Raw genomic sequence first — 25263 nt, 5'->3', positions numbered from 1 at the left:
CACCCGGAGAGCTTGTCGCTCGGGGCGGCGCCTACTCTGGTATCTCCCCAAAATTCTTCCCAACCGGCAACACCGCGTGACGGATCAGCCGCGAATCCTCCACGGCGGCCTGGCGGTGCTTCACCGCTTCTCGATAGACCGGGTCGCGGATCATCTCGACGAAGGCGGCAACGGTCGGATATTCGGCGATGAAGCAATGGTCCCAGCGCTCCTCCTGCGGGCCGATCAGCATCAGCTCGAACTTGCCCTGCCAGACGATGCGGCCGCCGAGGCGTTCGAACACCGGGCCGCTCTCACGGCCATAGGCCGCATAGGCTTCCGCGCCGCTGGCCTTGCGGCCGTCAGGATAGGCCGCCTCTTTCCGCAGGCGCACCAGATTGAGCATGTGGATCGGGCCCGGGCGATCGTTCTCCCGGAATTGCGCGAAGATCTCCTTGGTTGGATCGATGTGGCCCATGGTGCTCCCGTCCTGAGTTCCCTGCTGTTTTATGTCAGCGATCCTAGCCCTGCGGCCCCGGAAGCGGAACTGCGGCCGGCGAATGCCGCACCTCCTAATTGCGCGTTAAGGTCTGGGTAACCGGGCCTTAAACAGCGACCGCTAGCGTCTCGGCGGGGCGGGCTGACCGGGCGTTTGCGTATGGCGTGGGGAAAGAAGAAAGGTGCGCGGAAGGAGCCGCTGTTCGGCTTGCCCGCGGCGCTCGCCGATCTGCGCCTCACCCCGGCGGACCGCATTCCCGGCGGCGACGACAAGCCGAAGAAGTCTGCGAAGACATCGGCCAAGCGCAAGAGCGACGACGCCGGCGACGAGCCGCCGCGCGAACGAAAGGCGCAAGGCGGCCGCAGCGGCGCCAAGCGGCGCGCGAAGTCGCGCGGAGGCTTCAGCCTCGGCCGCCTGGTCTATTGGGGTGCGGTGCTGAGCCTGTGGGGCATCATCGCCGTGATCGGCGTCGTGATCTATGTCGGCGCTCATCTACCGCCGATCCAGTCGCTGGAAATTCCCAAGCGCCCGCCAACGATCCAGATCGTCGGCATCGACGGCAGCATGCTGGCGCAGCGCGGCGAGATGGCCGGGGCCAATGTCGCGCTGAAGGATTTGCCGCCGTACTTGCCCAAGGCCTTCATCGCCATCGAGGACCGCCGCTTCTACTCGCATTTCGGCATCGACCCGGTCGGCATCCTGCGCGCCCTGGTCACCAACGTGCTCCATCGCGGCGTCTCGCAGGGCGGCTCGACGCTGACGCAGCAGCTCGCGAAAAACCTGTTCCTGACCCAGGAGCGTACCATGCAGCGCAAGCTGCAGGAGGCCGAGCTCGCGATCTGGCTGGAGCGCAAGCACTCCAAGGACGAGATCCTGGAGCTCTACCTGAACCGCGTCTATTTCGGCTCGGGTGCCTACGGCGTCGAAGCTGCCGCGCAGAGATATTTCGGCAAGTCGGCGAGGAGCGTCACCATCGCCGAGGCGGCGATGCTCGCCGGCCTCGTCAAATCGCCCTCGCGCCTTGCGCCGAACCGCAACCCCGAAGGCGCCGAAGCGCGCGCGCAGATCGTGCTGACGGCGATGGCGGATGCAAAGTTCATCACTGACGCGCAGGCCAAGGCCTCGATCGGCCATCCCTCCTACAATGTGAAGCCCGTCGGCGCCGGCACGGTGAACTACGTCGCGGATTGGATCGGCGAGGTGCTGGACGACCTGGTCGGCCAGATCGACGAGAGCATCAAGGTCGAGACCACGATCGATCCGAAGCTGCAGAGCGTGGCGGAAGCCGCCATCATCGACGAGCTCGCGGCCAAGAGCGTGAAGTTCAATGTCAGCCAGGGCGCGCTGGTGGCGATGACGCCCGACGGCGCGGTGCGCGCCATGGTCGGCGGGCGGAACTATTCCGAGAGCCAGTACAACCGCGCGGTCACCGCCAAGCGCCAGCCGGGCTCCTCGTTCAAGCCGTTCGTGTACCTCACCGCGCTCGAACAGGGGCTGACGCCCGATACCGTCCGCCAGGATGCGCCGATCGAGGTCAAGGGCTGGAGACCTGAGAACTACACCCATGAATATTTCGGAGCCGTGACGCTGACGCAGGCGCTGGCGATGTCGCTCAACACCGTCGCCATCCGCCTCGGCCTCGAGGTCGGGCCGAAGAACGTGGCGCGCACCGCGCACCGGCTCGGCATCTCCTCCAAGCTCGAGCCCAACGCCTCGATCGCGCTCGGCACGTCGGAAGTCTCCGTGGTCGAGCTGGTGGGCGCCTATGCACCCTTCGCCAATGGCGGCTTCGCGGTGGCGCCGCATGTCGTCACGAGGATCAGGACGCTCGGCGGCAAGCTGCTCTACATGCGCCAGCCCGAAGAGCGCAATCAGGTGATCGACCCCCGCTATGTCGGCATGATGAACACGATGATGCGGGAGACGCTGATATCAGGCACCGCCAAGAAGGCGGAGATCCCAGGCTGGCCGGCGGCCGGCAAGACCGGCACCAGCCAGGATTACCGCGACGCCTGGTTCATCGGCTACACCGCCAGCCTCGTCACCGGCGTCTGGCTCGGCAACGACGACAACTCGCCGACCAAGAAGGCCACCGGCGGCGGCCTGCCGGTTGAAGTCTGGTCGCGCTTCATGCGCACCGCCCACGAAGGCGTGCCGGTCGCGAACTTGCCGAGCTCGCCCGGCGGCTGGGGCCTGTCGAATCTCGCGCAGGCGGCCTCGCAGGTGTCGCCGCCAACGCCGGCGGCACCGCCACCCGCGAACGCTGGCGGCTATCGCCCGCTGCCTCCCACGCGCGCCAATGTGCGCCCCGAAGCTGCGGCCGGGCTCGACGGCTGGCTGATGGACCGGCTGTTTGGCGGCAATCGATAGGTTTTGCCTGAGGTCCCGGTGACCTCAAAACAAAAACTGCGAAAACAACCCCATGCACAGTAGAACGCGACGTCCGGCGCGATGCTGGGTGGATGTTGCGAAGCGCTTGATACGGCGGGGCTAGTCAGGCGCCCGGCGCAATCGTAGCGGGGTAGGACAAGTCTCGCGCGAAGCGCGCAGAATGCTGCCTCGCTCTTCACTGTCATTCCCCGCGAAGGCGGGGAATCCAGTACGCCGTAGCTTCTCGGCTCAATCACTGCGGCCGCGGAGTACTGGATCGCCCGCCTGCGCGGGCGATGACAGTGTTTGCCGGGCTGGCAACCCGTACATTGCGCCACCGCTTCGGCAAGTCCTGCCTAGCGCGGCAAGATTCTCCGCGGCCGGCGACTCCCCTGCAGGCAAAAAACACCAATCTCTTCAAGCTCCCGTCAGCGGCCCGTGATTTGCTCTCATAAGTTGAGCGAGTAGCTGAGGAGCGTTCCATGATTTCAGGTGTATCCAGCGCGGCGTTGCCTCATCTGCGGCCCGCATCAACGTCCGCTCCGACATCAGGTCTCCAGCCGATGGTACCGGATACGACCCAGGCTGAGACCGACGGCTTCCGGATTGACGTCTCGCAGGTCAAGCCGCTGTCAGGCGCCAAGCTGATCTCGGCGGCGGATGATCCCGTCCTGCGCGACCTGATGGCGACAAATTGGCTGATCGCCCACGACACGAGCGCACCTCAATCGGTCGTCCCGGATAACGCACCGGAGAACCTTTATGCTCAGGTCAAAGTCGACGGCAAAGTGGTGGCCACTCTGTACAAGTCCGGGTCCTCGGCGATGACCAATCAAGCGGCCGGGAAGATCGGCAAGCTGAAGGATCCTCCCGGTTTGAGTGGACCGGATCTGGCGCAGTGGCGGGCTGACCAATACGCCGAGCGGCTTGGCGGCACCGTCGAAAAGGCACCCACCGCGATCACGCAATCGCAATGGACGCCGCGTGAGAACAGATCCACGACCTATAGCCGCGAGCAACTCGACGCGGCCTTCCAGGCGATGCTGGCCGAGGGTCAAAAAGCCACGGCGCAGCAGCAATCGGCCTATCTGGCATCGCGCGCGCAGGCGGGGACGAGTGCGGATTTCAGTGCGTGAGTGGCGCTTCATGCCCCGCGGCTCCGTCGTCATTCCCCGCGAAAGCGGGGAATCCAGTACGCCGAGACATCGAGATTCATAACGACTGCCGCGGCGTACTGGATCGCCCGCTTTCGCGGGCGATGACAGTGTTTGCTGAGTTGGCAGCGAGATACCGATCCGCAGGACCGCCCTAATCCTCGACCCCATACCGGTGCAGATCGTTGCCGTACGTATCGAGCCACTTCTTGGCGCGCTCCATCGACGGGCAGATCTTGCCGCATACGCGCCAGAACCGCGCCGAGTGGTTCATCTCGACGAGATGAGCGACCTCGTGGGCGGCGAGATAGTCGAGCACGAAGGGCGGCGCGAGGATCAGGCGCCAGGAGAACGACAGCGAGCCGGCCGAGGTGCATGAGCCCCAGCGGCTGGACTGGTCGCGGATCGAGAGTCGCTTGACCCTGACACCGAGTTCGGCGGCGTAGGCTTCCGCCGAGCGCTGGAGGTCGCGGCGCGCCTCGCGCTTGAGGAAGTCGCTGACGCGGCGATCGACATGCTCGAGGCCGCCGGCGACGCAGAGAATGCGCTCACCGCTGTCGCGCATCTCGGTCCACACCGTGCCGCGCTGGCCGGCGCGATGAACGATGCGATGGGCCGTGCCGCGCAGCGGTATCACCGTGCCTGGCTGAAAGGGTGCGGCCTTCGGCAAGCGGCCGAGACGTGCGGCGATCCACGCACCGTGACGCTGCGCGAAATCCTTGGCGTCGGCGAGCGTGCCGCGCGGGGGCATGGTGAGGATGGCTTCGCGATCACTCGGATGAATTCTGAGCGTGTAGCGGCGCGCGTGGCGGTGCCGGCGCAATCGGATGGCAAAAAATTGCGATCCGTGGGTGATGACAAGGGTCTTCGGTTCGTGGGGCCGACGATAAAGGAGTGCGCGAGTGGCCATGTCTGTCAGTCCGGGGGGCAGGAGAGCGCCCGGATTCTGCCATAACCGCCGCCAGGGAAAGCGCTCGGCGCAAAAACAAATCATTTGCCCAATATACAGCGGTCAGGCGTCCGGGAGCCCCTACAGACTGGGGTTGGAACCGGCTTTTTTCGCCCCCGCCGGATGCATGCGCCCCCCCCAAGGGGTGAGGTAAGACTCACTCCTATAAAGCTACCTAAATACCGCGAATCTGGAGGGAACTTGCCCCCACCGGAGACACCGGCAGGGGCAGAAATTTCGACGGGAAAGCCGAAATCCGCGACGAGGGCCGTTCCGATGGAAATCGGAACGGCTCTCGATTGTTATTCTGACGCGTTTTCTTGACGCGAACCGGCCACCACTTCGCTCGAAAACGCTCTATTCGGCCGCGAGGGCCTGTAACGAGCTCGGATTCGCAGCCGAAACCATGAAGTCGTGAATCCGCGGCACGATCTCCGATTTAAAACGCGATCCGTTGAACACGCCGTAATGTCCGACGCCCTTCTGGACGTAATGAACGCGGCGATGATCAGGAATCGCGCTGCACAATGTGTGCGTCGCTTCGGTCTGACCGAGACCGGAGATGTCGTCGTTCTCGCCTTCGACCGTCATCAACGCGACGCGCTTGACCTTGGAAGGATCGACGCGGGTTCCGCGATGGGTCATCTCGCCCTTGGGCAGCGAGTGCTTCACGAATACGGTGTCGACGGTCTGCAGGTAATACTCGGCGGAGAGATCCATCACCGCGAGATATTCATCATAGAAGTCGCGATGCTTGTCGACGAGGTCGCCGTCGCCCTTCACCAGATTGGCGAACAGCTGCTTGTGGGCATCCATGTGCCGGTCGAGATTCATGCTGATGAAGCCGTTGAGCTGCAGGAATCCGGGATAGACGTCGCGCATCATGCCCGGATGCGGGAACGGCACCTTGGTGATGACGTGGTTGCGGAACCAGTCGATGCCGCGCTGCTGGGCGAGGTCGTTCACCGCGGTCGGATTGCGGCGGGTGTCGATCGGACCGCCCATCAGCGTCATCGAGGTCGGCACGAACGGATCGCGCTGCGCTTCCATGATCGAGACGGCCGCGACGACGGGCACGGATGGCTGGCACACCGCCATCACATGGGTGTTGCCGCCGAGGACATGCAGCATCTCGATGACATAGTCGATGTAGTCGTCGAGATCGAAGCGGCCTTCGCTCAAGGGCACCATGCGGGCATCGGCCCAATCGGTGATGTAAACCTCATGCGCCGGCAGGAAGGCCTCGACCGTGCCGCGCAGAAGCGTCGCATAATGGCCGGACATCGGGGCCACGATCAGTACGCGCGGCTGCGGGCTGCGCAGCGGGCGGGCGAACTTGCGATCGAAGTAGAGCAGCTTGCAGAACGGCTTTTCCCAGACCGAACGGATTTCGACGGGGACGCGGATGCCGTTGACCTCGGTGTCGTTGAGACCCCATTCCGGCTTGCCGTAGCGGCGCGTGGTGCGCTCGAACAATTCGCAGGCTGCGGCGACCGACTTGCCGACCTCGGTGCGCGTCCAGGGATTGAGCGGATTCTGAAACAGCAGCTTTGTCGCGTCGGTGACCGCACGGGCCGGATTGAGAGAGGCGTGCGCCATCTCATACATCCAGTACATCGGCGTCGTCAGGACCGGACTGCCTTCTGCCGCCAGGGGCGGCGCGCCGCCGAACTCACCAATGGGCATCGTTATATTCCTCTTCGCATCGCAACATACTGCCGAATGCGCAATATTGCGTCAATGCATGGTTCCGTACATCTACGTAGCCGAAACGGCTAAATCAGCCTGAATCCACGGGAAAGTGACATTATTCGCCGCCCGAGAGCAGGGAGCCGTGCTTTCTGGCGCTGCGCAATAGGGCAAGGAATGCCCCAAAAGATGCAACCAGCAGCACCGCGTTGATGGCCAACGCCTCCAGCATCAGATCGGTCCTAAAGGTGCGCTCGATCAGGAGCGCGCGCATTCCCTCGAAGGCGTAGGTCGGCGGCAACGCCCAGGCGACGTGTTGCAGCCAGGCAGGCAGCACGCTGACGGGATAATAGACGCAGGCCAGCGGCAGGATTGCGAACATCAAGGTCCAGACGATGCTCTCGGCGCCGAGGCCGTTTCGCAGCACCAGGCCCGAGACGAAGATGCCGACCGACCAGCTCGTGAAGATCAGGTTGCAGAAGAAGGCGATCAGCGGCAGGCCGAGGGCATAGACGTTGAAGTGAAACAGGACCAGCGCCAGCAGGGTCATCGGGATGATCCCGATCGCAAGCCGGATCAGGCTCATGATCATCAGCGACAGCAGAAACTCGATCGGCTTCAGCGGACTCATCATGAGGTTGCCGATGTTGCGCGCCCACATCTCCTCCAGGAACGAGATGGAGAAGCCGAGCTGGCCGCGGAACAGGATGTCCCAGAGGATGACGGCGCCGATCAGCGTGCCGCCGGCGCGCGCGAAGAAATTGGCGTTCTCGGCGATGTAGAGCTGGAGGAAGCCCCAGGTGATGACCTGCAGTGCCGGCCAGTACAACAGCTCGAGCAGCCGCGGCCAGGACGACATCAGCAGGTACCAATAGCGCAGGATCATCGCGCCGATGCGATGGACGGAGATGCCGCGGTGGAGGGAGAGTTCGGTCATCGCGCCCTCCCGCAGCCCGGATGAGCGCAGCGACATCCGGGACTTTGCCGGCAGCGTTCCCGGGTATCGCTGCGCTCACCCGGGCTACGGCAGCTACGATTACAGCTCGCCCTCATCGCGCCGCCTCCTTCGCGCCGTTCACCCGGCCACGCGCGACGTCCAGAAACACTTCCTCCAGCGTGGTACGGTTGTAGCGGGCCATGATCGCCTCCGGCGTATCGTCGTCCTCGATGCGGCCGCGCTTCATGATGATGATGCGGTCGCAGAGCCGCTCGACCTCGAGCATGTTGTGCGAGGCCAGGAGGATGGTGGCGTTGTTGTCCCGGCGGTACCGCTCCAGATGCGCGCGCACCCAGTCGGCCGTATCAGGATCGAGCGAGGCGGTCGGCTCGTCCAAGAGCAGCAGCTCGGGCCGGTTGATCAGCGCTTTCGCCAGCGCAACGCGGGTCTTCTGCCCGGCGGAGAGCTTGCCGTTGGCGCGGTCGATGAAGTCGCCGAGGTCGAGATCCTCGGCGAGCTCGGCGATGCGGTCAGCGAGATTCTTCACCGCATAGAGCTTGCCGAACACGGTGAGGTTCTGCCGCACCGTGAGCCGCATCGGCATGTCGACATAGGGGCTCTCGAAATTCATCCGCCCCAGCACGGACGCGCTGTCCTCGGGCATCCGATGCCCCAGCACCTGGACGCGGCCGGAGGTCGGCAGCACCAGGCCCATGATCATCGCGATGGTCGTGGTCTTGCCGGCGCCGTTGCCGCCGAGCAGCCCGGTGATGCTGCCGCGCGGAAGCGAAAACGAGATATCGTCGACGGCGCGGGTCTGCTTGTAGACCTTGACGAGGTGATCGACCGCGATTGCCGCGGACGAAATTCGATCCGCGACAGTCGGCCGACTTGAAGCCTTGTCATTCTCGGTCATGCTGGCCGTTCTTCTGCTATTGCAGCCGAGAGCGCAAGGCTTGTAATTCCCGGGTGGTTCCGTGAGCCCAGCGTTTGTGATCGAAAAGGCACCGCCACATTGGCCGATATGACCGAAATTGCCGATTCCGACTTCCGCCACGCGCAGCGGCATATCCGGCTGGACACGATCCTGCGGCTGCGCTGGCTCGCGGTGCTCGGTCAGCTCGCCGCGATCTTCATCGTGGCGCAGGGGCTGGAGTTCAACGTCGAGATCGTCCCCTGCGTCAGCATCATCGCCCTGTCGGCAGCGCTCAACCTGGCGCTCCAGACCGCTGCCAATCCGATGCAGCGGCTGGAGCCGATGCAGGCGGCTGGCCTCCTCGCGCTGAACATCGTCGAGCTGGCAGGCCTGTTGTTCTTCACCGGCGGACTGCAGAACCCGTTCTCGTTCCTGTTCCTCGCGCCCGTGCTGATCTCGGCCACCGCGCTGCCGGCCCGTTTCACCTTCGGCCTCGGCCTGCTCGCGGTCGCCTGCGCGTCGGTCCTGTTCTTCTTCCATTTTCCGCTGCCGTGGGATTTCGACGATCCCTTGGTGCTGCCGCCGATCTATCTCGTCGGCGTCTGGCTCTCGATCGCGCTCGCGATCGGCGTCACCAGCCTCTACTCCTTCCAGGTGACCGAGGAGGCACGCAAGCTCGCGGACGCGCTGGCCGCGACCGAACTGGTGCTGACGCGCGAGCAGCATCTGACCCAGCTCGACGGCCTCGCTGCCGCGGCCGCGCATGAGCTCGGCACGCCGCTCGCAACGATCTTTCTGATCTCGCGCGAGCTGGAAAAGACGGTGAAGGACCCGAGCATCGCCGCCGACCTGAAGACCTTGCGCGAGCAGACCCAGCGCTGCCGCGACATCTTGAGCAAGATCACTCAGCTCTCCTCTACCGGCGCACCGTTCGACCGCATGAAGCTGTCGGAACTGATCGAGGAGGTGGTGGCGCCGCACCGCGATTTCGGCGTCGAGATCAAGGTCCGGATCGCGGTGGCCGCGGCGGCAGAGCCGGTCGGCTCCCGCAACCCGGCGATTCTTTACGGCATCGGCAACATCGTCGAGAACGCGGTCGATTTCGCCCATACCACCGTCGAGGTGAACGCCTGGTGGAACAAGGACCATATCGAACTCGTGATCTCCGACGACGGACCGGGCATTCCGCCCGATATTCTCAACCGGATCGGCGAGCCTTATCTATCGCGGCGCCGAACCCAGGACGATGGCGGCGGCGAACGGCGTGGCCTGGGCCTCGGCGTGTTTATCGCGCGCACCTTGCTGGAGCGCACCGGCGCCAAGGTCTCGTTTACCAACCGGATCTTTCCGGACCACGGTGCGGTGGTTCAGATCACATGGCCGAGACAGCGTTTTGAGGCTATCGAGACGCTCGAAGAAACAATAGGATAGCCGCGACCTTGCGTCGCACAACGGGGCGGACCGACCATTTGCCGCCTTGGCACCGCGCGACTGCGACGCCATATGTCAATGCGCTGGAGAGAGGACAACACCTTGAACGCCATCGCCGAACTGAACGAACAGACCGACCGCTCGCTTCTCATCGTGGAAGACGACAAGCCGTTTCTGGAGCGGCTGTCGCGCGCCATGGAGACGCGGGGCTTTGCCGTGACATCATGCGACACCGTCTCGGACGGACTTGCGCAGATCGGCAAGTCGGCGCCGGCCTTCGCGGTGGTGGACTTGCGGCTCGGCGACGGCAACGGCCTCGACGTGGTCTCGGCGCTGAAGAAGAAGCGCCCGGATGCGCGCGCGATCGTGCTGACCGGCTATGGCAACATCGCCACCGCCGTCACCGCGGTGAAGATGGGCGCGATCGACTATCTCTCCAAGCCCGCGGACGCCGACGACGTCGTCGCGGCACTGCTGTCGACCAGCGCGGAGAAATCCGAGCTGCCGACCAACCCGATGTCTGCCGACCGCGTCCGCTGGGAGCACATCCAGCGCATCTACGAGATGTGCAATCGCAACGTCTCGGAAACGGCGCGCCGGCTCAACATGCACCGGCGTACGCTGCAACGAATTCTGGCCAAGCGCGCGCCGCGGTAACGGTTGCGTAGGGTGGGCAAAGGCGCGCAGCGCCGTGCCCACCATTTCTGCTTCAGTCCTGATTGGCTTGAATTGTGGGCACGCTTTCGCTTTGCCGACCTACGGCGCGGCGCGTCCGGGACACAAGACCGTCCTATTCCCAAAAATCCGCATGCCCCTGCGGATCGACCAGGCGGTTGATCCGCAAGGCCGCCGCCATCGCGAAACGCACCGTCATCTGCTTGCGCGTGGCGGCAGCGAGCTTGTGCTCGGGCGCCTCGCAATGCAGGTGCGCGCCATAGGCGTCGGCGATGATCAGGCCGGTGTCTTCAGGAAAGATCTCGCACGGCAGATCCTGCGTGAAGGCGAAGAACAGCCGGTCGCAATGGGCGCGGTATTCGTGCCATTTCTGGTCGGCGCGCAGATCCTCGACCGACGACTTGATCTCGACGATCCAGATCTCGCCGCGCTCGTTCAGCGCCACGAGATCGGCACGCCGGCCCGACGGCAGCGGCAATTCGCTGATGCAGGAGAAGCCGAGCGAGCGCAGGAGCCGCGCCGTGCCGCGCGCGACCGCGAGCGCCGTCTCCGACTGGCGGCGATCCGGCGGCGGCACGAGGGTGATGCGGGCGGTGTTGTCCATGGGGGGAGGATAGCCGATTCCGCTAGGGGCGGACACCGTTCAATGGAGGCGAACTGCGGCCCATATTCCGCCGTCGTCCCCGCGAACGCGGGGGACGACAGCTAAGGCGGCATCACCAGCACCCCCTCATTGCCACGCAAATCCAGCACACCCTCCAGCCGCTCGCCCTCGCGATCCAGAAAGGTCGACAGCAATATCTCGCTGCCGAAACGGATCGCGCTGGTGGTCACCGCGATCGGGTCGGGGCCGAGGTTGAGCGCCACGATCACCGCCCTGCCCTCAGTCTCGCGGCGATAGATCAGGAGATCGCCTTGCGCTGCGATCGGATGATAATCGCCCGCGATCAACGGGGGACAGCTCTTCCGCAAGGCGATCAGGCGCCTGTAGAGATTGAGGATCGAGCGCGGATCGGCTTCGAGATTGGCGACATTCTCCCGGATATGATCCTCCGGCAGCGGCAGCCACGGCCTCACTTCCGAAAAGCCGGCGAAGTTCGACGAATCCCATTGCATCGGCGTGCGGCAGCCGTCGCGGCCGACACCGATGCCGGGCACGTTCTTCTCGAAGGGATCGCGCACGTCCTCCGGCGCGATCGCGAGTTGGTGCATGCCGATCTCGTCGCCGTAATAAAGCGTCGGCGTGCCGCGCAGCGTCAGCAGCAGCATGGCCGCGACGCGGGCCTGCTCGGGACCGACGCGGCTCGCCACGCGCGGGCGATCATGATTGCCAAGCACCCAGTTCGGCCAGGCACCGCGCGGCAGCGACTTCTCGTAATCCTCGATGATCTTCTCGATCGAGCGCGCGCTCCAGAAGGTCGAGAGCAGCGCGAAATTGAACGGCATCTGCGCGCCGGTGAGATCGTTGCCGTAATAGGCCATGAGACGGTGCAGCGGCAGATAGATCTCGCCGATCAAGACGCGAGCACCATAGGCATCGGTGACACGCCTCATCTCGGCGATCACGTCATGCACCTCGGGCTGGTCGGTCGAGTATTGCGTCAGGATCCTTTCGTTCGGCGGCCGGCCCTCGACATAATGCGGGTTCGGCGGATTGTCGCGGAACTCGGCGTCCTTGATCAGATGCCAAATCACGTCGACGCGAAAGCCGTCGACGCCCTTGTCCAGCCAGGACCGCATCACATCGTAGATCGCGGCGCGGACGTCCGGATTGCGCCAGTTGAGATCCGGCTGCTCGGCGAGGAAGGCGTGGTAGTAATATTGGCCCGTGGTCTCGTCGAACTGCCACGCGCTGCCGCCGAACTCGGACAGCCAGTTATTCGGCACGCCACCATCGCCCGCCGGATCGCGCCAGATGTACCAGTCGCGCCTGGGAGTGTCGCGCGAGGACCGACTCTCGACGAACCAGGGATGCTGGCTTGATGTGTGGTTCGGCACGAGGTCGAGAATCAGCTTCAGGCCATTGTCATGGGCGGCCGCGAGCAGCGCATCGAAATCCGCCATCGTGCCGAACAGCGGCTCGATGCCGACATAGTCCGAGATGTCGTAGCCGAAATCCGCCATCGGCGAAGGAAAGATCGGCGACAGCCAGATCGCGTCGACGCCGAGCGATTTCACATAAGGCAGCCGTCGTAAAATGCCGGCGAGGTCGCCGACGCCGTCACCATCGCTGTCCTGAAACGAGCGCGGATAGATCTGATAGAAGATGCCGTCGCGCCACCAAGTCTCGTTGCCTTGAGCCATGCCGAAAACCACCCAAAATCTGCGCCTCGCGCGGGAGAACGCGACGGCAACGCCCCGGTTCAAATTGGCAGGCCAATTGGGACGGTCGTGTGACAGTTGTTCCCGGGTTCGTTCCCGTTGGTCGACCCGAATCTTTTGCTTGGCGGCCTGGCAAAAATCGGCATTGTGAGATCATGAGCGAGCAAAACGACACCAAAGCCAAGGCGGGCGCGATCATCGTTCCCGTGACGCTGTTCGAGCAGAACTGCACCATCATCTGGGACGAGCCTTCCAAGAAGGCCGTGGTGATCGATCCCGGCGGCGACGTGCCGAAGATTCTGGATGCGATCAAGAGAACCGGCGTCACCGTGGAGAAGATCTGGCTGACCCACGGCCATATCGATCATGTCGGCGGCGCGGCCGAGCTGCGCGATGCGCTGAAGGTGCCGATCGAGGGCCCGCATGTCGCGGACAAGTTCCTGCTCGACAATGTCGTCGCCAGCGGCGCGCGCTTCGGCATGACCGGAGGACGCGATTTCACCCCTGACCGCTGGCTCGATGAAGGCGACAGCGTGTCGATCGGCGACTTGCAGTTCGATATCCTGCATTGCCCGGGTCATTCACCCGGCAGCGTTGTGTTCTTCAACAAGGACTTGCGTTTTGCCCATGTTGGCGACGTCCTGTTCGCAGGCTCGGTCGGGCGCACCGATCTCCCGGGCGGCAGTCACGCCGCGCTGATCAACTCGATCAAGACGAAGCTGTTGCCGCTCGGCGACGACGTCGGCTTCATCTGCGGCCACGGCGCCGGCTCGAGCATCGGCCAGGAGCGGATGACCAATCCGTTCATCACCGGCGAGATGTAAAGTGTAACTATTCGGCAGCGTCGGCCAAGGCCGCCGCCTCATTCAGGTTGCGCTCGCCCCATTCGCGGATGGCGGCAACCACGGGCACGAAGCTCTTTCCTTTTCGCGTCAGGCGATACTCCACCTTGGGCGGGACCTCGCCAAAATCCTTGCGGTCGATCAGGCCGCTTTCGGTCAGTGCCTTCAATTCGCGGCTGAGCACACGCGGGGTGATTTCCGCACTGCCGCCCGCGCCGCGCAGCAGTCCGCTCCTGATCTCGCCGTAGCGGCGCGGGCCGTCCTTGAGATCCCAGACGATACGCAGCTTGTACTTGCCACTGATCATCTTCTGAAACGCCGCGACCGGACAGGCGCGCGCCGGAATTGCTTTTGCCATGTCGTCTCCTCCACGAGCATCCAGCAAGCGAGGAGGATAGGAGCGGCGGTGAAAAAGTCCATACTATCAATTTTGTCCATACTTGCGGGATCGCGCGCAAGCCGCAGATGATGACGCACAAGACGAAGCAAGGAGCGTCACATGAAGCACTTCATGATCAGATACCAGTTCAAGAACGGCACGACGGAGGATTGGCACCGGGAGATCGGCCGCTTCATCAAGGCGATCGACGGCGATCCGGAGCTGAAAGGGCGGATCGGTTATCGCGTCCTGAAGGCTCGAGACGACGGCAGCTACTTCCATCTTGCCAGCGCCAGCGACGATGCCGCGCAGAAAGCTCTGCAATCGCGCGACTTCTTCAGGGCCTATCAGGAGGCGACGCGGAAGGTTGCCGGCGGCGAGGTGACGGTGACGCCGATCGAATGGATCGACCAGACGGCGTCGTGATGAAGCGACGACGTCGCCACAAACTCAACTGTCGTCCCGGACAAGCGTCAGCGCAGATCCGGGACCCACAGCCACAGGGAGATGTGGTTACGGGGACTAGGCGTTGCGCTTTCGCGCCTCGCTCAATCCTGGGAGCATGGGTCCCGGATCGGCGCGCGCTTGGGGCGCGCTTGTCCGGGACGACATCGGAGATAATTCTGCGTGCCAACTACTTCATCAACCCCGCGGCGGTCAGCGCGCGCGTGATGATCTGACCGAGATCGAAGCCGCGGGCCTTCTCGCGCTGCGGCTCGACCAGCTCTTCGGCGACTGCTGCGCGGATCGAGCGGGCGAGATGCGGCGCAGGCGAGAGCGCCGGCTTCGTTGCAGGCTTGGCCTCCGCTTTCTTCGCCGCCGCATCCGGAATCCAGCCGGTAAGGCCGAAGAACTTTGCGATGTGGTAGGACGAGGAGATGCCAGCCTCGATCAGGAACGCGCCTTCGACGCCGTAGCGCTGGTCGTTGTCGGCAAGGCCAAGCGGCGTGCCGTGCGCCATGTTGGTGATGGCGTAGGACTCGACCAGCGTCTCGCCGTCCTTGCCCCACCACGTCTGGCGCGGATAGCCGTCGACATTGGTCTCCGCCATCGGCACGTCGGGCAGATCGTGCAAATCGAGCCACTGCTTGACGATCTCGTTGGCATTGCCGGGATTGACGGTGCGGTCGGCGCTGCCGTGCCACACCGAGATCTTCGGCCACGGACCACGATGATCGGAGGCGCTGCGCACGAGATCGCCGAGCTCGCGCGCGGGACGCGCCGGGGAATGGAACATGCCATCCAGTGCCTCACGCAGATTCGAGGCGATGCCGTAGGGCAGGCCGGCGATGACCGCGCCGGCCGCGAAGACTTCCGGATAGGTCGCAAGCATCACCGAGGTCATACCGCCGCCGGCGGACAGGCCGGTGATGAAGACGCGCCTGGAATCGATGCGGTGCGCCTCGACCATATGCGCGATCATCTCGCGGATCGAACGCGGCTCGCCGCTGTCCCGCGCGGTGTCCTCCGGATTGAACCAGTTGAAGCAGGTGTTGCCGTTGTTGATGCGCTGCTGCTCGGGCATCAACAGTGCGAAGCCGTAATGCTTCGCGAGCGTCGACCAGCCCGCGCCGAGATCGTAAGCGGCTGCCGTCTGCCCGCAGCCATGCAGCACGACGACGAGCGCGCGCGGCTTCTGCAGCTGCGCCGGCACGAACGCGAACATGCGCAAGGCCCCCGGATTGTCACCGAAGCCCGTGACCTCTTGCAGCGGGCTGGATGATTCCGCGCTGCGGCCGAGCTCGGCAAAGCGTAGTCCGTCCAGCCTGGGCAGACGTCTCAACAGATCGACATTTCTGGCTAACGACACGGCAATTTCCTGGTGGGCGACTTTCAACGTTAAGCACCACCAGATAGTTGCTGCATTGCAAAATAAAAAGACCGTGCGCTGTCGATCTCGCGAAAATCACTGGAAATTCAGCAGGAATCCGCACGTATTGACCGCAATGCCTCAACTTGATGCAGATGCGCGGCGCATCCACGTCACAAATGCGATGCAGGCCATGATTAACGTCACAAACAGTGCGAGCGAGACGAAAAATCCTGCGCGCGCTGATTGCACCGCTTCGACCGCGAAGAACACCGCGCCGATTGCGGCCACTCCGGCCGCATTTCCGATCTGCGCCGTCGTGCCGTAGATACCGGAGGCCGAGCCGGCGGCAACCGGCTTCACCGTCGAGAGCACCACGCCCGACAGCGGCGCCATCACCAATCCTTGACCATAGCCGAAGATGATCATGGTCAGCGCAAGCAGGCGCGGCGACGGCGCATCGACAAAGCCCGCGACGAGCGCGAGCGCGGCGAGGCCCGCGATCTGAAGCACGCAGCCTTCGAGCAAAACCTTGGTGCCGCGATGGCGCGCCCGAACGCCGCTGTGGCGCGAGGCCACGACGAAGGCCAGCGCGAGCGGAATGAAGGCCATGCCGGCCGCGAGCGGTGGGATGTTCAGGCCGCGCTGCATGAACAGCGTCATCACCAAATAGAACGAGAGATTGGCGAAGAAGAAAAAGAATGCGGCGCCGAGGCCGCGCAGAAAGGCGGCGTCCGCCAGCAGCATGAGATCGATCAGCGGCATGCCGCCGGCGCGTGCGACCGCGTGCTCCAGCTTCAGGAACGCGGCGAGAATCACGGCGCCGCTTCCTATCACCGCCCACAGCCACGGCGCCCAGCCGACATCGTGACCGAACAGCAGCGGGCCGATCAGGCACAACAGCCCCGCGAACAGCACCACGCTGCCCTTGATGTCGAGCCTTGTACCCGATCGGCGCGGCACCGACGGCATGATGCGCCAGGCGGCTGCGGCAATGGCGAGGCCGAAAGGCACGTTGACGAAGAACACCGCGCGCCAGCCGGTGCCGGCGAGATTTAGCGTGACCAGCAGGCCGCCAAGCAGGAAGCCCGCGGCGCCCGCAAGCCCGAGCACGATGCCGTAGATGGCGAAGGCGCGATTGCGCTGGCCGTCGGTGAACAGCAGGTGCAGCGTCGCCAGCACCTGCGGCACCATCAGCGCCGCGGTCGCGCCCTGCGCCAGCCGCGCGATGATCAGCTCGGCGCCGGATTGTGCGAGACCGCACCACAGCGAGGTCAGGGTGAAGCCGAGCACGCCGGCGATGAAGATGTTCTTGGTGCCGTGGATGTCGCCGAGTCGGCCGCCGGTCACGACCAGCGTGGCATAGGCGATCAGGTAGATCGCGATGATGGATTCGATCTCGGCCGGCGAGGCTTTCAGCTCGACCGCGATGGTGGGAATCGCGACATTGACCACGAAGGCATCGACGCCGAACATGAACTGGGCGGCCACGACGATGGCGAGCACCCACCAGCGGCGCGAGGAATCGACTTGCTTTGTGACGATCTGATGCATTGGCGGCTGTTCCGGACCTGGCAGTCCAAATGGTTTCAGATCGGATGCAGCGCGGCGATTACCTCGCAGGTAGGATTCCGGCGGTTCTCCACCGAGGCGGCGCTTCGCCTCTCCTCGCTTGGGGGGGAGGGAGAAGACTCAACGCATGCCTCCATTCCGCCATGCGGGACATCGTACGATTGCCTTCGTGCCATCAGGCACGTAGCCTGATCGCCTCAACAAACAGAAAATCGAAGCCGGAGAGAACGCCATGGCGCGCCTGAAATTCGGAGCCTTCCTTGCCCCGCATCACCCGATCGGGGAGCATCCGATGCTGCAGTTCCGGCGCGATCTCGACCTGGTCGAGCAGCTGGATGCGCTCGGCTATGACGAGTTCTGGTGCGGCGAGCATCATTCATCGGGCTGGGAGATGATCGCATCGCCCGAGATGTTCCTGGCCGCCGCCGGCGAGCGCACCAAGCGGATCAAGCTCGGCACCGGCGTGGTGTCGCTGCCCTATCACCATCCCTTCAACGTCGCCCAGCGCATGGTGCAGCTCGACCACATGACCGGCGGGCGCGCCATCTTCGGCTCCGGACCGGGCGCGCTCGCCTCCGATGCGCATACGCTCGGCATCGACCCGATGACGCAGCGCGACCGCCAGGACGAGGCGATCGGCATCATCCGCCGCCTCTTCAACGGCGAGCGCGTCACCGCCAAGAGCGACTGGTTCACCATGAACGACGCCGCGCTGCAGATCCTGCCCTTGCAGGAGGAGATGCCATTCGTGGTGGCCTCGCAGATCTCGCCCTCCGGCATGACGCTCGCCGGCAAATACGGCATCGGCATCATCTCGCTGGGCTCGATGACGACGCAGGGACTGATGTCGCTGCAGCAGCAATGGCAGTTCGCCGAGGATGCCGCCAGGAAGCATGGCACCACGGTGAGCCGCGCCGACTGGCGCGTGCTCCTCACCTGGCACATCGCCGAAACGCGTGAACAAGCCCGCCGCGAGGCCGGCGCGGGCCTGATGCGCTGGCACAACGAGTATAATGTCGGCACGCTGCAGCGGCCTGGCCTCACCGCATTCTCTTCACCTGATGAAGCCGTCGACAAGACCGCCTTCGTCGAGGGCGCTGCATCCGTGATCGGCACGCCGGACGATCTCGTCAAGATGATCAAGAACGTGATGCAGGTGTCCGGTGGTGTCGGCGCCGTGATCGGCTTCGTGCATGACTGGGCCAATCCGGAAAACACCCGCCGCAGCTGGGACATGGTGGCGCGCTACGTCGTGCCGGAGATCAACGGCTATATCGACGGTCTGCGCAGGTCGCAAAAATTCGTGATCGAGAACCGCGCGATCTTCGAGCGTGCGGGTCAGGCGGTGATGGCCAAGATCATGGAGAACGAAAAGGCCGCCGAGGCGCTGAAGGTGACCGGCCCCGGCCGCGTCGCCATTCCCGCCGTCAACGCGCCGGATCTGCAGAAGGAAGCGGCGAAGCGGTAGTTGCGCATCTGCAATCCCGCAGGGCTGTCGCATATGACTTGGCGACGCCTGAGCGAGCGCCTCGTCCTTCGAGACGACCGCTTCCAGCGGTCTCCTCAGGATGAGGCTAAGCGGCATCGGCATCCGATGAAACTGCTGCCGCGCGCTCCGTCCTCATCCTGAGGGCCCGCCGAAGGCGGGCGTCTCGAAGGATCGGCCGCAGGAAAACCGCTCTCAAATACGATTGTCCCGGCTTTCGCCGAACGACAACGACGTGTGTGTGACGATTTTGTGCGCAAGATGACCGCCACGTCATCGCGCTCGGATGTGCTATGTTGGCCGGGCCAGCCAACCGGAGCAATCCTGATGTCGATGCAGAATGTGGCCGCCCCTGCGCTTCAGTTTACCCCGCCGAGACGCAATGAGCTGACCCACATCCCCGGCGACGAAGGCTGGCCGATCATCGGCAAGACCTTTCAGGTGCTCGCCGATCCCAAGGGCCATATCGAAGCGAACGGCGCCAAATACGGCCTGGTCTACCGTACGCACTTTTTCGGCGAGACCAATGTCGTGCTGCTCGGGCCCGAGGCCAACGAGCTCGTGCTGTTCGACCAGCAGAAACTGTTCTCTTCGACGCATGGCTGGAACAAGGTGCTCGGCCTGCTGTTTCCGCGTGGGCTCATGCTGCTCGATTTCGACGAGCACCGGCTGCATCGCAAGGCGCTGTCGGTCGCGTTCAAGTCCGGGCCGATGAAATCCTATCTCAGCGATCTCGACCGCGGCATTTCCGCCCGCGTCGCGCAATGGAAGGCAAAGCCGGGCGAGATGCTGCTCTATCCGGCAATGAAGCAACTCACGCTCGATCTCGCTGCAGCCTCGTTCCTCGGCGCCGATATCGGGCCGGAGGTCGACGAGATCAACCGCGCCTTCGTCGACATGGTCGCCGCCTCCGTCTCGCCGGTCCGCCGCCCCCTGCCCGGCACCCAGATGGCGCGAGGGGTGAAGGGACGCAAGCGCATCGTCGCCTATTTCCGCGAGCAGATTCCGCTTCGCCGCGGCAATCATGGCGGTGACGATCTGTTCTCGCAGCTCTGCCGCGCCACCCATGAGGACGGCGCGCTGCTCTCGGAGCAGGACATCATCGACCATATGAGCTTCCTGATGATGGCGGCGCACGACACGCTGACCTCATCGCTGACCTCCTTCATCGGCGAGCTCGCCGCCAATCCGGACTGGCAGGACAGGCTGCGCGCGGAGGTGCTCGCGCTCGGACTTGCCCCGGGGGCACCGAGCAGCTTCGACGATCTCGAGAAAATGCCGCTGACCGAGATGGCCTTCAAGGAAGCGCTGCGGATCAAACCGCCGGTGCCGTCGATGCCGCGCCGCGCGATGCGCGATTTCAGCTTCAAGGGTTTTGCGATCCCCGCCGGCACAGCCGTCGGCATCAATCCGCTCTATACGCACCACATGAAGGAGATCTGGCCGGAGCCGGGGCGCTTCGATCCGCTGCGCTTCACCGAGGACGCGCAGCGTGGCCGCCACCGCTTCGCCTTCGTGCCGTTCGGTGGCGGCGCGCATATGTGCCTCGGGCTGCACTTCGCCTATATGCAGGCGAAATGCTTCGCGCGGCATTTCCTGGAGAACATCGAGGTGTCGCTGGCGCCCGGCTACAAGCCGGACTGGCAGATGTGGCCGATCCCGAAGCCGCGGGACGGGTTGCGGGTGCGGGTGAAGGCGGTTTAGCGCTCAACTCTCGTGTCCCGGACGCGCAAAGCGCGAGCCGGGACCCAGAATCTTGAAGCACGTTACGCTCGGAGAGATGGGCCCCGGCTCTGCAGCGCACCGCTGAAGAAGCGCTGCACTGCGTCCGGGGCACGAGACCTCACAAGATCGCCGCTCTCGTAGCAACCATTAGGTTGGCGTCCGGGCCCGAGAGCGCCCGCTACGCCCCCTGATCGAACGCCTTGCGCAAGGCCACATAGCCCTGCTGCTGCTGGCTCCAGTTGCGGCCGCCGGTCATGGCGCCGTCGACGACGAGGTCGTGGCCGTTGATGAAGCTGGATTCGTCGCTGGCCAGGAACACCGCGGCATGGGCGATGTCATCGGGAAGGCCGGCGCGCGGGATCGGCTGCGCGGTCTTGTAGACCTCGCGCATCACAGCCGGCGTCTTCTCCGCTGCATCGGTCGAGAGCCCCAACGCCTTGCCGAAGATGCCGGTTGCGATCGCGCCGGGCGAGATCGCGTTGACGCGGACGTTGGATTCGCCGAGCTCCATCGCCACGCATTTGGTGAGATGAATCACCGCCGCCTTGGCCGCACTATAGACCATCGACGACGAGAAGCCGGCGAGGCGTCCGGCGATGCTGCCATTGTTGATGATGCTGCCCGCCCCTTGGCTCTTCATGTAGGGCGCGGCGTGCTTCATGCCGAGCATGACGCTGCGCACCAGCGTCGCCATGGCCGCATCGAACCGCTCGACCTCGAGGCCCTCGATGCCGCCGGTCTGCGCCGGCCCGCCGGCATTGTTGAACAGGCAATCGATCCTGCCGAATTTCTCGACCGCGAGCGCGATCAGCGCCTGCATCTGTGCTTCGACCGTGACGTCGGTCTGGCGGAAGATGCAAGCCTCTCCCAGCTGCTTCGCCAGCGCCTCGCCTTCCGCTACGCGCCGACCCGCGATCACAATTTTGGCACCTTCGGCAACGAAGACTTCCGCAGTGCGCAATCCGATCCCGCTTGTCGCCCCCGTAATCACCGCAACCTTGCCGTCCAGCCTGCCCATGGAATGTTCCTGTTTTCGAGCGATTTGATGCCAAATGGCGAATGTCGGCCGCCGCCGGCGCCGGAGCGGCCACTATCCCTGCCCGCTTCCGACAAGGCAAGCTATGCTTGTGCGGGCGGCATGCGTAACATCCTCGCGGGCCGCTCGAGTGTCGAACGCCTATCGCAACTGGGCTGCGCATGGGGAAGCTGATCGACGAGTTCCGCAAGGGCTGGCAGGGCGCGGCGCCGCCCTCGCTGGGTCTGAGCATCTCGTTTGCGGTGATCTGCCTGTTGGCCGCGACCCTGGTCCGCTGGGGTCTCGCTCAGGTTCGCCCCGACATCTACTTCACGCCATACTTCCCGGCCGTGTTCTTTGCCGCTGCCCTGGGAGGATTTCGGATCGGCATTGTGACGGCGTTGGTCGGCGGCGTGCTCGGCGTCGTCCTGAACTTCGGCGATGCCATTGCCGATCGCGCGCGATTTGCGCTGCTGGCGCTTTACTGGGCCGTCTGCGCGATCACCATCTGGGGTGTCGAGCACTATCGCACCATGCTGGCGGAGCAGCGCCGGATCTCCAAACGCCTGATCGAGGAAGAAGATTATCGCAAGCTGCTGGTCGACGAGCTCCAGCACCGGCTGAAGAACAAGCTGTCGACGGTGCATGCCGTGCTGCACCAGGTGCTCCACGAACAGCCGCAGGTTTGGGCCCGGATTGATCCCCGGCTGCGCTCGCTGGCCGCGACCGACGATCTGATCTCGCGGATCGACAAGGGGGGCTGCGATATCCGCGACCTCCTGATCTCCGAGCTCGGGCCCTATGGCCATGTCCGCTTCACTCTCAATGGTGAGCGGCTGTTCCTGCCGCCGAAGCTCGCGGTCACGCTGTCATTGATGTTTCACGAGCTCGCTACCAATGCGGGCAAGTACGGCGCATTCTCCTCACCACGCGGTCTGCTGCAGGTATCCTGGACCATCAACGACGACCGCCTGACCATCACCTGGGACGAAACCGAGGGGCCGAGCGTGGACAAGGTGTCCGAGCCCGGCTTCGGCACCAAGCTGCTGAAATCGGCGCTGTCGGCCTTCGATGGCAGGACCGAGATCTCGTATCTGAAAACCGGGCTGCATTGCATCATGCAATGCCGAATCCCGCGAAGCGGCTAGCGATTAGGTTCAAATGTCGCAGTGTGGGAGGTGTGCTCCCTCCCCCGCTTGCGGGGGGAATCGCATTTGAGAGCTTTTCTCTGCGGCCATCCTTCGAGACGCCCGCTTTAGGCGGGCTCCTCAGGATGAGGACGGAGTGCGCGGCAGCGGTTTCAACGGGCACTGACGTCGATCAGCCTCATCCTGAGGAGGCGCGTAAGCGCCGTCTCGAAGGACGAGGCGTTCGCTCAGGCGACCGCCACAAGTCAAAGCGCGAAGGTCACGCGAGCTTTCGCATGCGTCGTTGACCCTCTGTTAATCACGATCGCCAGCGCGCGCCGCATCGCCGCAGGTTTTCTCCAAAACACCCCCGTATTTCTCCGTACCCCTTAACCAAACCTAAGAGGGAACCGCGCAAGATCGCGCCCATTGCAAAGGCGCGCTGAAACAACAAGATTCATGACTTCTATGAACGACAATAAATATTTCGGCGCGACTGAAGCCGAGCTCGGTTTTCTCAAGGAAATCGTTAGAATGCTGCCTGCCGGCCTCACCGTGCAGGACGCGCATGGCGAGCTTCTGCTGGTTAACGATGCCGCCGCCGCCCAGCTCGGGATGGACGGCAGCCGTCCCTCGCCCGATCTGGCGCCGCGCCGTGAAGCCTGCCGGAAGGCACTGAGCGCCGGCCAGGCCGTCGTCACCGAGGAAGCGCTGCACGACGGCGCCGCGCGCCAGGTGCTGCTCACGACCCATCGTCCCGTTCGCCTCGCCGGGCGCGAGCTCCTGATCTCGGCGTCCTCCGACATCACCGAGCAGAAGAATTTCGAGGACCAGCTGTTCCGCTCGGCCTATTTCGACGAGCTGACCGGGCTGCCCTCGCGGCGCGTGATCGAGCATCGCGCCAACAGCCTGCTCGCACGCGATCGCAGCAGTGAGCGCTTTGCGCTGGCCTTTCTCGACGTCGACAATTTCAAGCACATCAACGACTATTACGGCCACGCCGTGGGCGATGCGCTGCTGGTCGAGCTGTCGAAGCGGCTCGGGCGCGACTTGCGCGATTCCGACATGTTGTCGCGCATCTCCGGCGACGAATTCCTGCTGCTGCTCTCCCCGATCCAGAGCCAGGAGGAAGTCGCCGAATTCATGCAATCGACGCTGGAGCGGCTGACCGCGCCGTTCTTCATCGACCATTCGGAAGTCTTCGCCTCGACCTCGGTGGGCATCAGCCTCTATCCCGACCACGGACGCAGCTTCGAGACGCTGCGGCAGAACGCCGACATCGCGATGTACCGCATCAAGAACAACGGCAAGGGACTGGCCGCCTTCTTCGATGCCAGCATGGAGCGCGAGGCGCAGGCGCGGATGAAGGTCGAGCAGTCGCTGCGGCTTGCCATCCTGGAGAAGCGCTTCTGCTGCGCCTTCCAGTCCAAGGTCGACATCCGCACACAGGCCGTGAAGGGCATCGAGGCGTTGGTACGCCTGCGCGACGACGAAGGCGTGATCCAGGCGCCGGGCTCGTTCATCAACCTCGCCGGCGAGCTCGGCCTGATCGACGAGCTGACCCATCTCGTGCTCGCCGAGATCGTCAAATCGATCGACCTGATCAACGACACGTTCGGCGCGGAAGCGACCATCAGCATCAACGTCGCCGCCAAGCAGGCCGGCAATCCCGAGTTCATGCGCAGCTTTGCGCTGGCCCTGGACGACACCGGCTTTCCCCATCGCTTCATGATCGAGGTGACGGAAGACGCCTTCGTCGCCAAGAATCACTTCCAGGCCGAGATCCTGCCGATGTTCCGCAAGCTCGGTGTCGGCATCTCCATCGACGATTTCGGCACCGGCTATTCCTCGCTCTCGGCGCTCGCCGACATCACCGCCGACGAGATCAAGATCGACCGCTCCTTCATCACCGACATCCATAAGCGCCCGCGCAGCCAGGGCATCTTGCGCGCGATCGAATCCTTGAGCGAGGCGCTTGGCATGACCGTGATTGCCGAAGGCCTCGAATCCTACGAGGAGCTGGCTTATCTGCAGGCCGCGACCAAGATCCGCTACGCGCAGGGCTATTACTTCTCGCGGCCGGTCTTCCTGGAGGAGCTGAAGCTCGCAACGCCGGTCTCCAGCGAGGCGCGGGTCAGCGTGGCGAGCCGCCCCCACCAGCAGAACCGCCAGGGCTATTCGCGCGCGAGCGCGTATCGACGGTAGGGGGCGCAAGCGCCGCTCCAATCTCGGTGTCGTCGCCCGGCTTGACCGGGCGACCCAGGGCGAATTCAATCGGTCGTTGCAACACCTTGACAAAGGAGGTTGCGATGACGCGGTCCCAAGGAATTCTGCGAGAGAGTTGTAGGCCGTTCTGGGCTGCGATTGCCGCGGGGCGCTCGAGCGA

21 protein-coding genes are annotated in these 25263 nt (G+C 64.2%); 10 read left to right on the top strand and 11 right to left on the bottom strand.

The features are described 5' to 3' along the window. Nucleotides 1–31: 31 nt before the first annotated feature. On the bottom strand, nucleotides 32–457 hold the full coding sequence (locus CVM73_RS34650; RefSeq protein WP_100236257.1) for a DUF1330 domain-containing protein: 426 nt from the start codon (nucleotides 455–457) through the stop codon (nucleotides 32–34). Between the two features lie 180 nt (nucleotides 458–637). On the opposite strand from CVM73_RS34650, the gene CVM73_RS34645 reads away from it, so the two are divergent. Further along, a complete protein-coding gene (locus CVM73_RS34645; RefSeq protein WP_100236256.1) occupies nucleotides 638–2848 on the top strand; it encodes a transglycosylase domain-containing protein in 2211 nt (736 codons plus the stop codon). Nucleotides 2849–3330: 482 nt separating this feature from the next. After that, entirely contained in the window at nucleotides 3331–3984 is a 654-nt protein-coding gene (locus CVM73_RS34640) for a hypothetical protein (protein WP_208639274.1), read from the top strand. Between the two features lie 172 nt (nucleotides 3985–4156). Here CVM73_RS34640 and CVM73_RS34635 read toward each other — a convergent pair whose 3' ends face one another. The 4 genes from CVM73_RS34635 to CVM73_RS34620 form a co-directional block, all read right to left on the bottom strand. Continuing rightward, a complete protein-coding gene (locus CVM73_RS34635; protein ID WP_100236254.1) occupies nucleotides 4157–4996 on the bottom strand; it encodes a M48 family metallopeptidase in 840 nt (279 codons plus the stop codon). A 312-nt stretch (nucleotides 4997–5308) separates the two neighbouring features. Then, nucleotides 5309–6637 carry a polyhydroxyalkanoate depolymerase gene (locus tag CVM73_RS34630; RefSeq protein WP_100236253.1) on the bottom strand — a complete coding sequence of 443 codons (1329 nt, stop codon included), beginning with the start codon at nucleotides 6635–6637 and terminating at the stop codon, nucleotides 5309–5311. A gap of 121 nt (nucleotides 6638–6758) precedes the next feature. Next, nucleotides 6759–7577 (bottom strand): ABC transporter permease, encoded by an 819-nt coding sequence (locus tag CVM73_RS34625; RefSeq protein ID WP_100236273.1) that lies wholly within the window; start codon nucleotides 7575–7577, stop codon nucleotides 6759–6761. A 112-nt stretch (nucleotides 7578–7689) separates the two neighbouring features. Then, entirely contained in the window at nucleotides 7690–8493 is an 804-nt protein-coding gene (locus tag CVM73_RS34620; RefSeq protein WP_100236252.1) for an ABC transporter ATP-binding protein, read from the bottom strand. 108 nt (nucleotides 8494–8601) lie between these two features. Here CVM73_RS34620 and CVM73_RS34615 point away from each other — a divergent pair, with 108 nt between their 5' ends. After that, nucleotides 8602–9924, top strand: a complete 1323-nt coding sequence (locus CVM73_RS34615) for an ActS/PrrB/RegB family redox-sensitive histidine kinase (protein ID WP_100236251.1) — start codon at nucleotides 8602–8604, stop codon at nucleotides 9922–9924. Nucleotides 9925–10026: 102 nt separating this feature from the next. Continuing rightward, nucleotides 10027–10581, top strand: coding sequence for an ActR/PrrA/RegA family redox response regulator transcription factor (locus tag CVM73_RS34610; protein ID WP_164934823.1), 555 nt, complete (start codon nucleotides 10027–10029; stop codon nucleotides 10579–10581). A 133-nt stretch (nucleotides 10582–10714) separates the two neighbouring features. Here the strand turns inward: CVM73_RS34610 and CVM73_RS34605 are convergent, their stop codons facing one another. Both CVM73_RS34605 and CVM73_RS34600 read right to left on the bottom strand, forming a co-directional pair. Next, nucleotides 10715–11203, bottom strand: a complete 489-nt coding sequence (locus tag CVM73_RS34605) for an MmcB family DNA repair protein (RefSeq protein ID WP_100236250.1) — start codon at nucleotides 11201–11203, stop codon at nucleotides 10715–10717. Nucleotides 11204–11304: 101 nt separating this feature from the next. Then, a complete protein-coding gene (locus CVM73_RS34600; RefSeq protein WP_100236249.1) occupies nucleotides 11305–12903 on the bottom strand; it encodes an alpha-amylase family glycosyl hydrolase in 1599 nt (532 codons plus the stop codon). A gap of 173 nt (nucleotides 12904–13076) precedes the next feature. On the opposite strand from CVM73_RS34600, the gene CVM73_RS34595 reads away from it, so the two are divergent. After that, complete coding sequence (locus CVM73_RS34595) at nucleotides 13077–13745, top strand: MBL fold metallo-hydrolase (protein WP_100236248.1); 669 nt, start codon at nucleotides 13077–13079, stop codon at nucleotides 13743–13745. 7 nt (nucleotides 13746–13752) lie between these two features. On the opposite strand, the gene CVM73_RS34590 is transcribed toward CVM73_RS34595, so the two are convergent. After that, complete coding sequence (locus CVM73_RS34590) at nucleotides 13753–14121, bottom strand: winged helix-turn-helix transcriptional regulator (protein WP_100236247.1); 369 nt, start codon at nucleotides 14119–14121, stop codon at nucleotides 13753–13755. A 141-nt stretch (nucleotides 14122–14262) separates the two neighbouring features. Here CVM73_RS34590 and CVM73_RS34585 point away from each other — a divergent pair, with 141 nt between their 5' ends. Further along, nucleotides 14263–14568 carry a hypothetical protein gene (locus tag CVM73_RS34585; RefSeq protein ID WP_100236246.1) on the top strand — a complete coding sequence of 102 codons (306 nt, stop codon included), beginning with the start codon at nucleotides 14263–14265 and terminating at the stop codon, nucleotides 14566–14568. Nucleotides 14569–14776: 208 nt separating this feature from the next. On the opposite strand, the gene CVM73_RS34580 is transcribed toward CVM73_RS34585, so the two are convergent. Both CVM73_RS34580 and CVM73_RS34575 read right to left on the bottom strand, forming a co-directional pair. Further along, a complete protein-coding gene (locus CVM73_RS34580; protein ID WP_100236245.1) occupies nucleotides 14777–15952 on the bottom strand; it encodes an extracellular catalytic domain type 1 short-chain-length polyhydroxyalkanoate depolymerase in 1176 nt (391 codons plus the stop codon). Nucleotides 15953–16093: 141 nt separating this feature from the next. Continuing rightward, nucleotides 16094–17506, bottom strand: a complete 1413-nt coding sequence (locus CVM73_RS34575) for an MFS transporter (RefSeq protein ID WP_100236244.1) — start codon at nucleotides 17504–17506, stop codon at nucleotides 16094–16096. A gap of 250 nt (nucleotides 17507–17756) precedes the next feature. Here CVM73_RS34575 and CVM73_RS34570 point away from each other — a divergent pair, with 250 nt between their 5' ends. Further along, a complete protein-coding gene (locus tag CVM73_RS34570; protein ID WP_100236243.1) occupies nucleotides 17757–18992 on the top strand; it encodes an LLM class flavin-dependent oxidoreductase in 1236 nt (411 codons plus the stop codon). A 345-nt stretch (nucleotides 18993–19337) separates the two neighbouring features. Continuing rightward, a complete protein-coding gene (locus CVM73_RS34565) occupies nucleotides 19338–20714 on the top strand; it encodes a cytochrome P450 (RefSeq protein WP_167407229.1) in 1377 nt (458 codons plus the stop codon). 199 nt (nucleotides 20715–20913) lie between these two features. Here the strand turns inward: CVM73_RS34565 and CVM73_RS34560 are convergent, their stop codons facing one another. After that, on the bottom strand, nucleotides 20914–21753 hold the full coding sequence (locus CVM73_RS34560) for an SDR family NAD(P)-dependent oxidoreductase (protein ID WP_100236242.1): 840 nt from the start codon (nucleotides 21751–21753) through the stop codon (nucleotides 20914–20916). Nucleotides 21754–21932: 179 nt separating this feature from the next. Between CVM73_RS34560 and CVM73_RS34555 the strand changes: the two genes are divergently transcribed. Next, nucleotides 21933–22898 (top strand): sensor histidine kinase, encoded by a 966-nt coding sequence (locus CVM73_RS34555; RefSeq protein WP_100236241.1) that lies wholly within the window; start codon nucleotides 21933–21935, stop codon nucleotides 22896–22898. 447 nt (nucleotides 22899–23345) lie between these two features. Next, nucleotides 23346–25082, top strand: a complete 1737-nt coding sequence (locus CVM73_RS34550; protein ID WP_167407228.1) for a putative bifunctional diguanylate cyclase/phosphodiesterase — start codon at nucleotides 23346–23348, stop codon at nucleotides 25080–25082. Nucleotides 25083–25263: the final 181 nt, after the last annotated feature.

It is taken from the genome of Bradyrhizobium forestalis, assembly GCF_002795245.1.
Classification (GTDB): Bacteria; Pseudomonadota; Alphaproteobacteria; order Rhizobiales; family Xanthobacteraceae; genus Bradyrhizobium; species Bradyrhizobium forestalis.
Note: the sequence above shows the minus strand (reverse complement) of the source record. Positions and strands in the feature narration are given on the sequence as shown.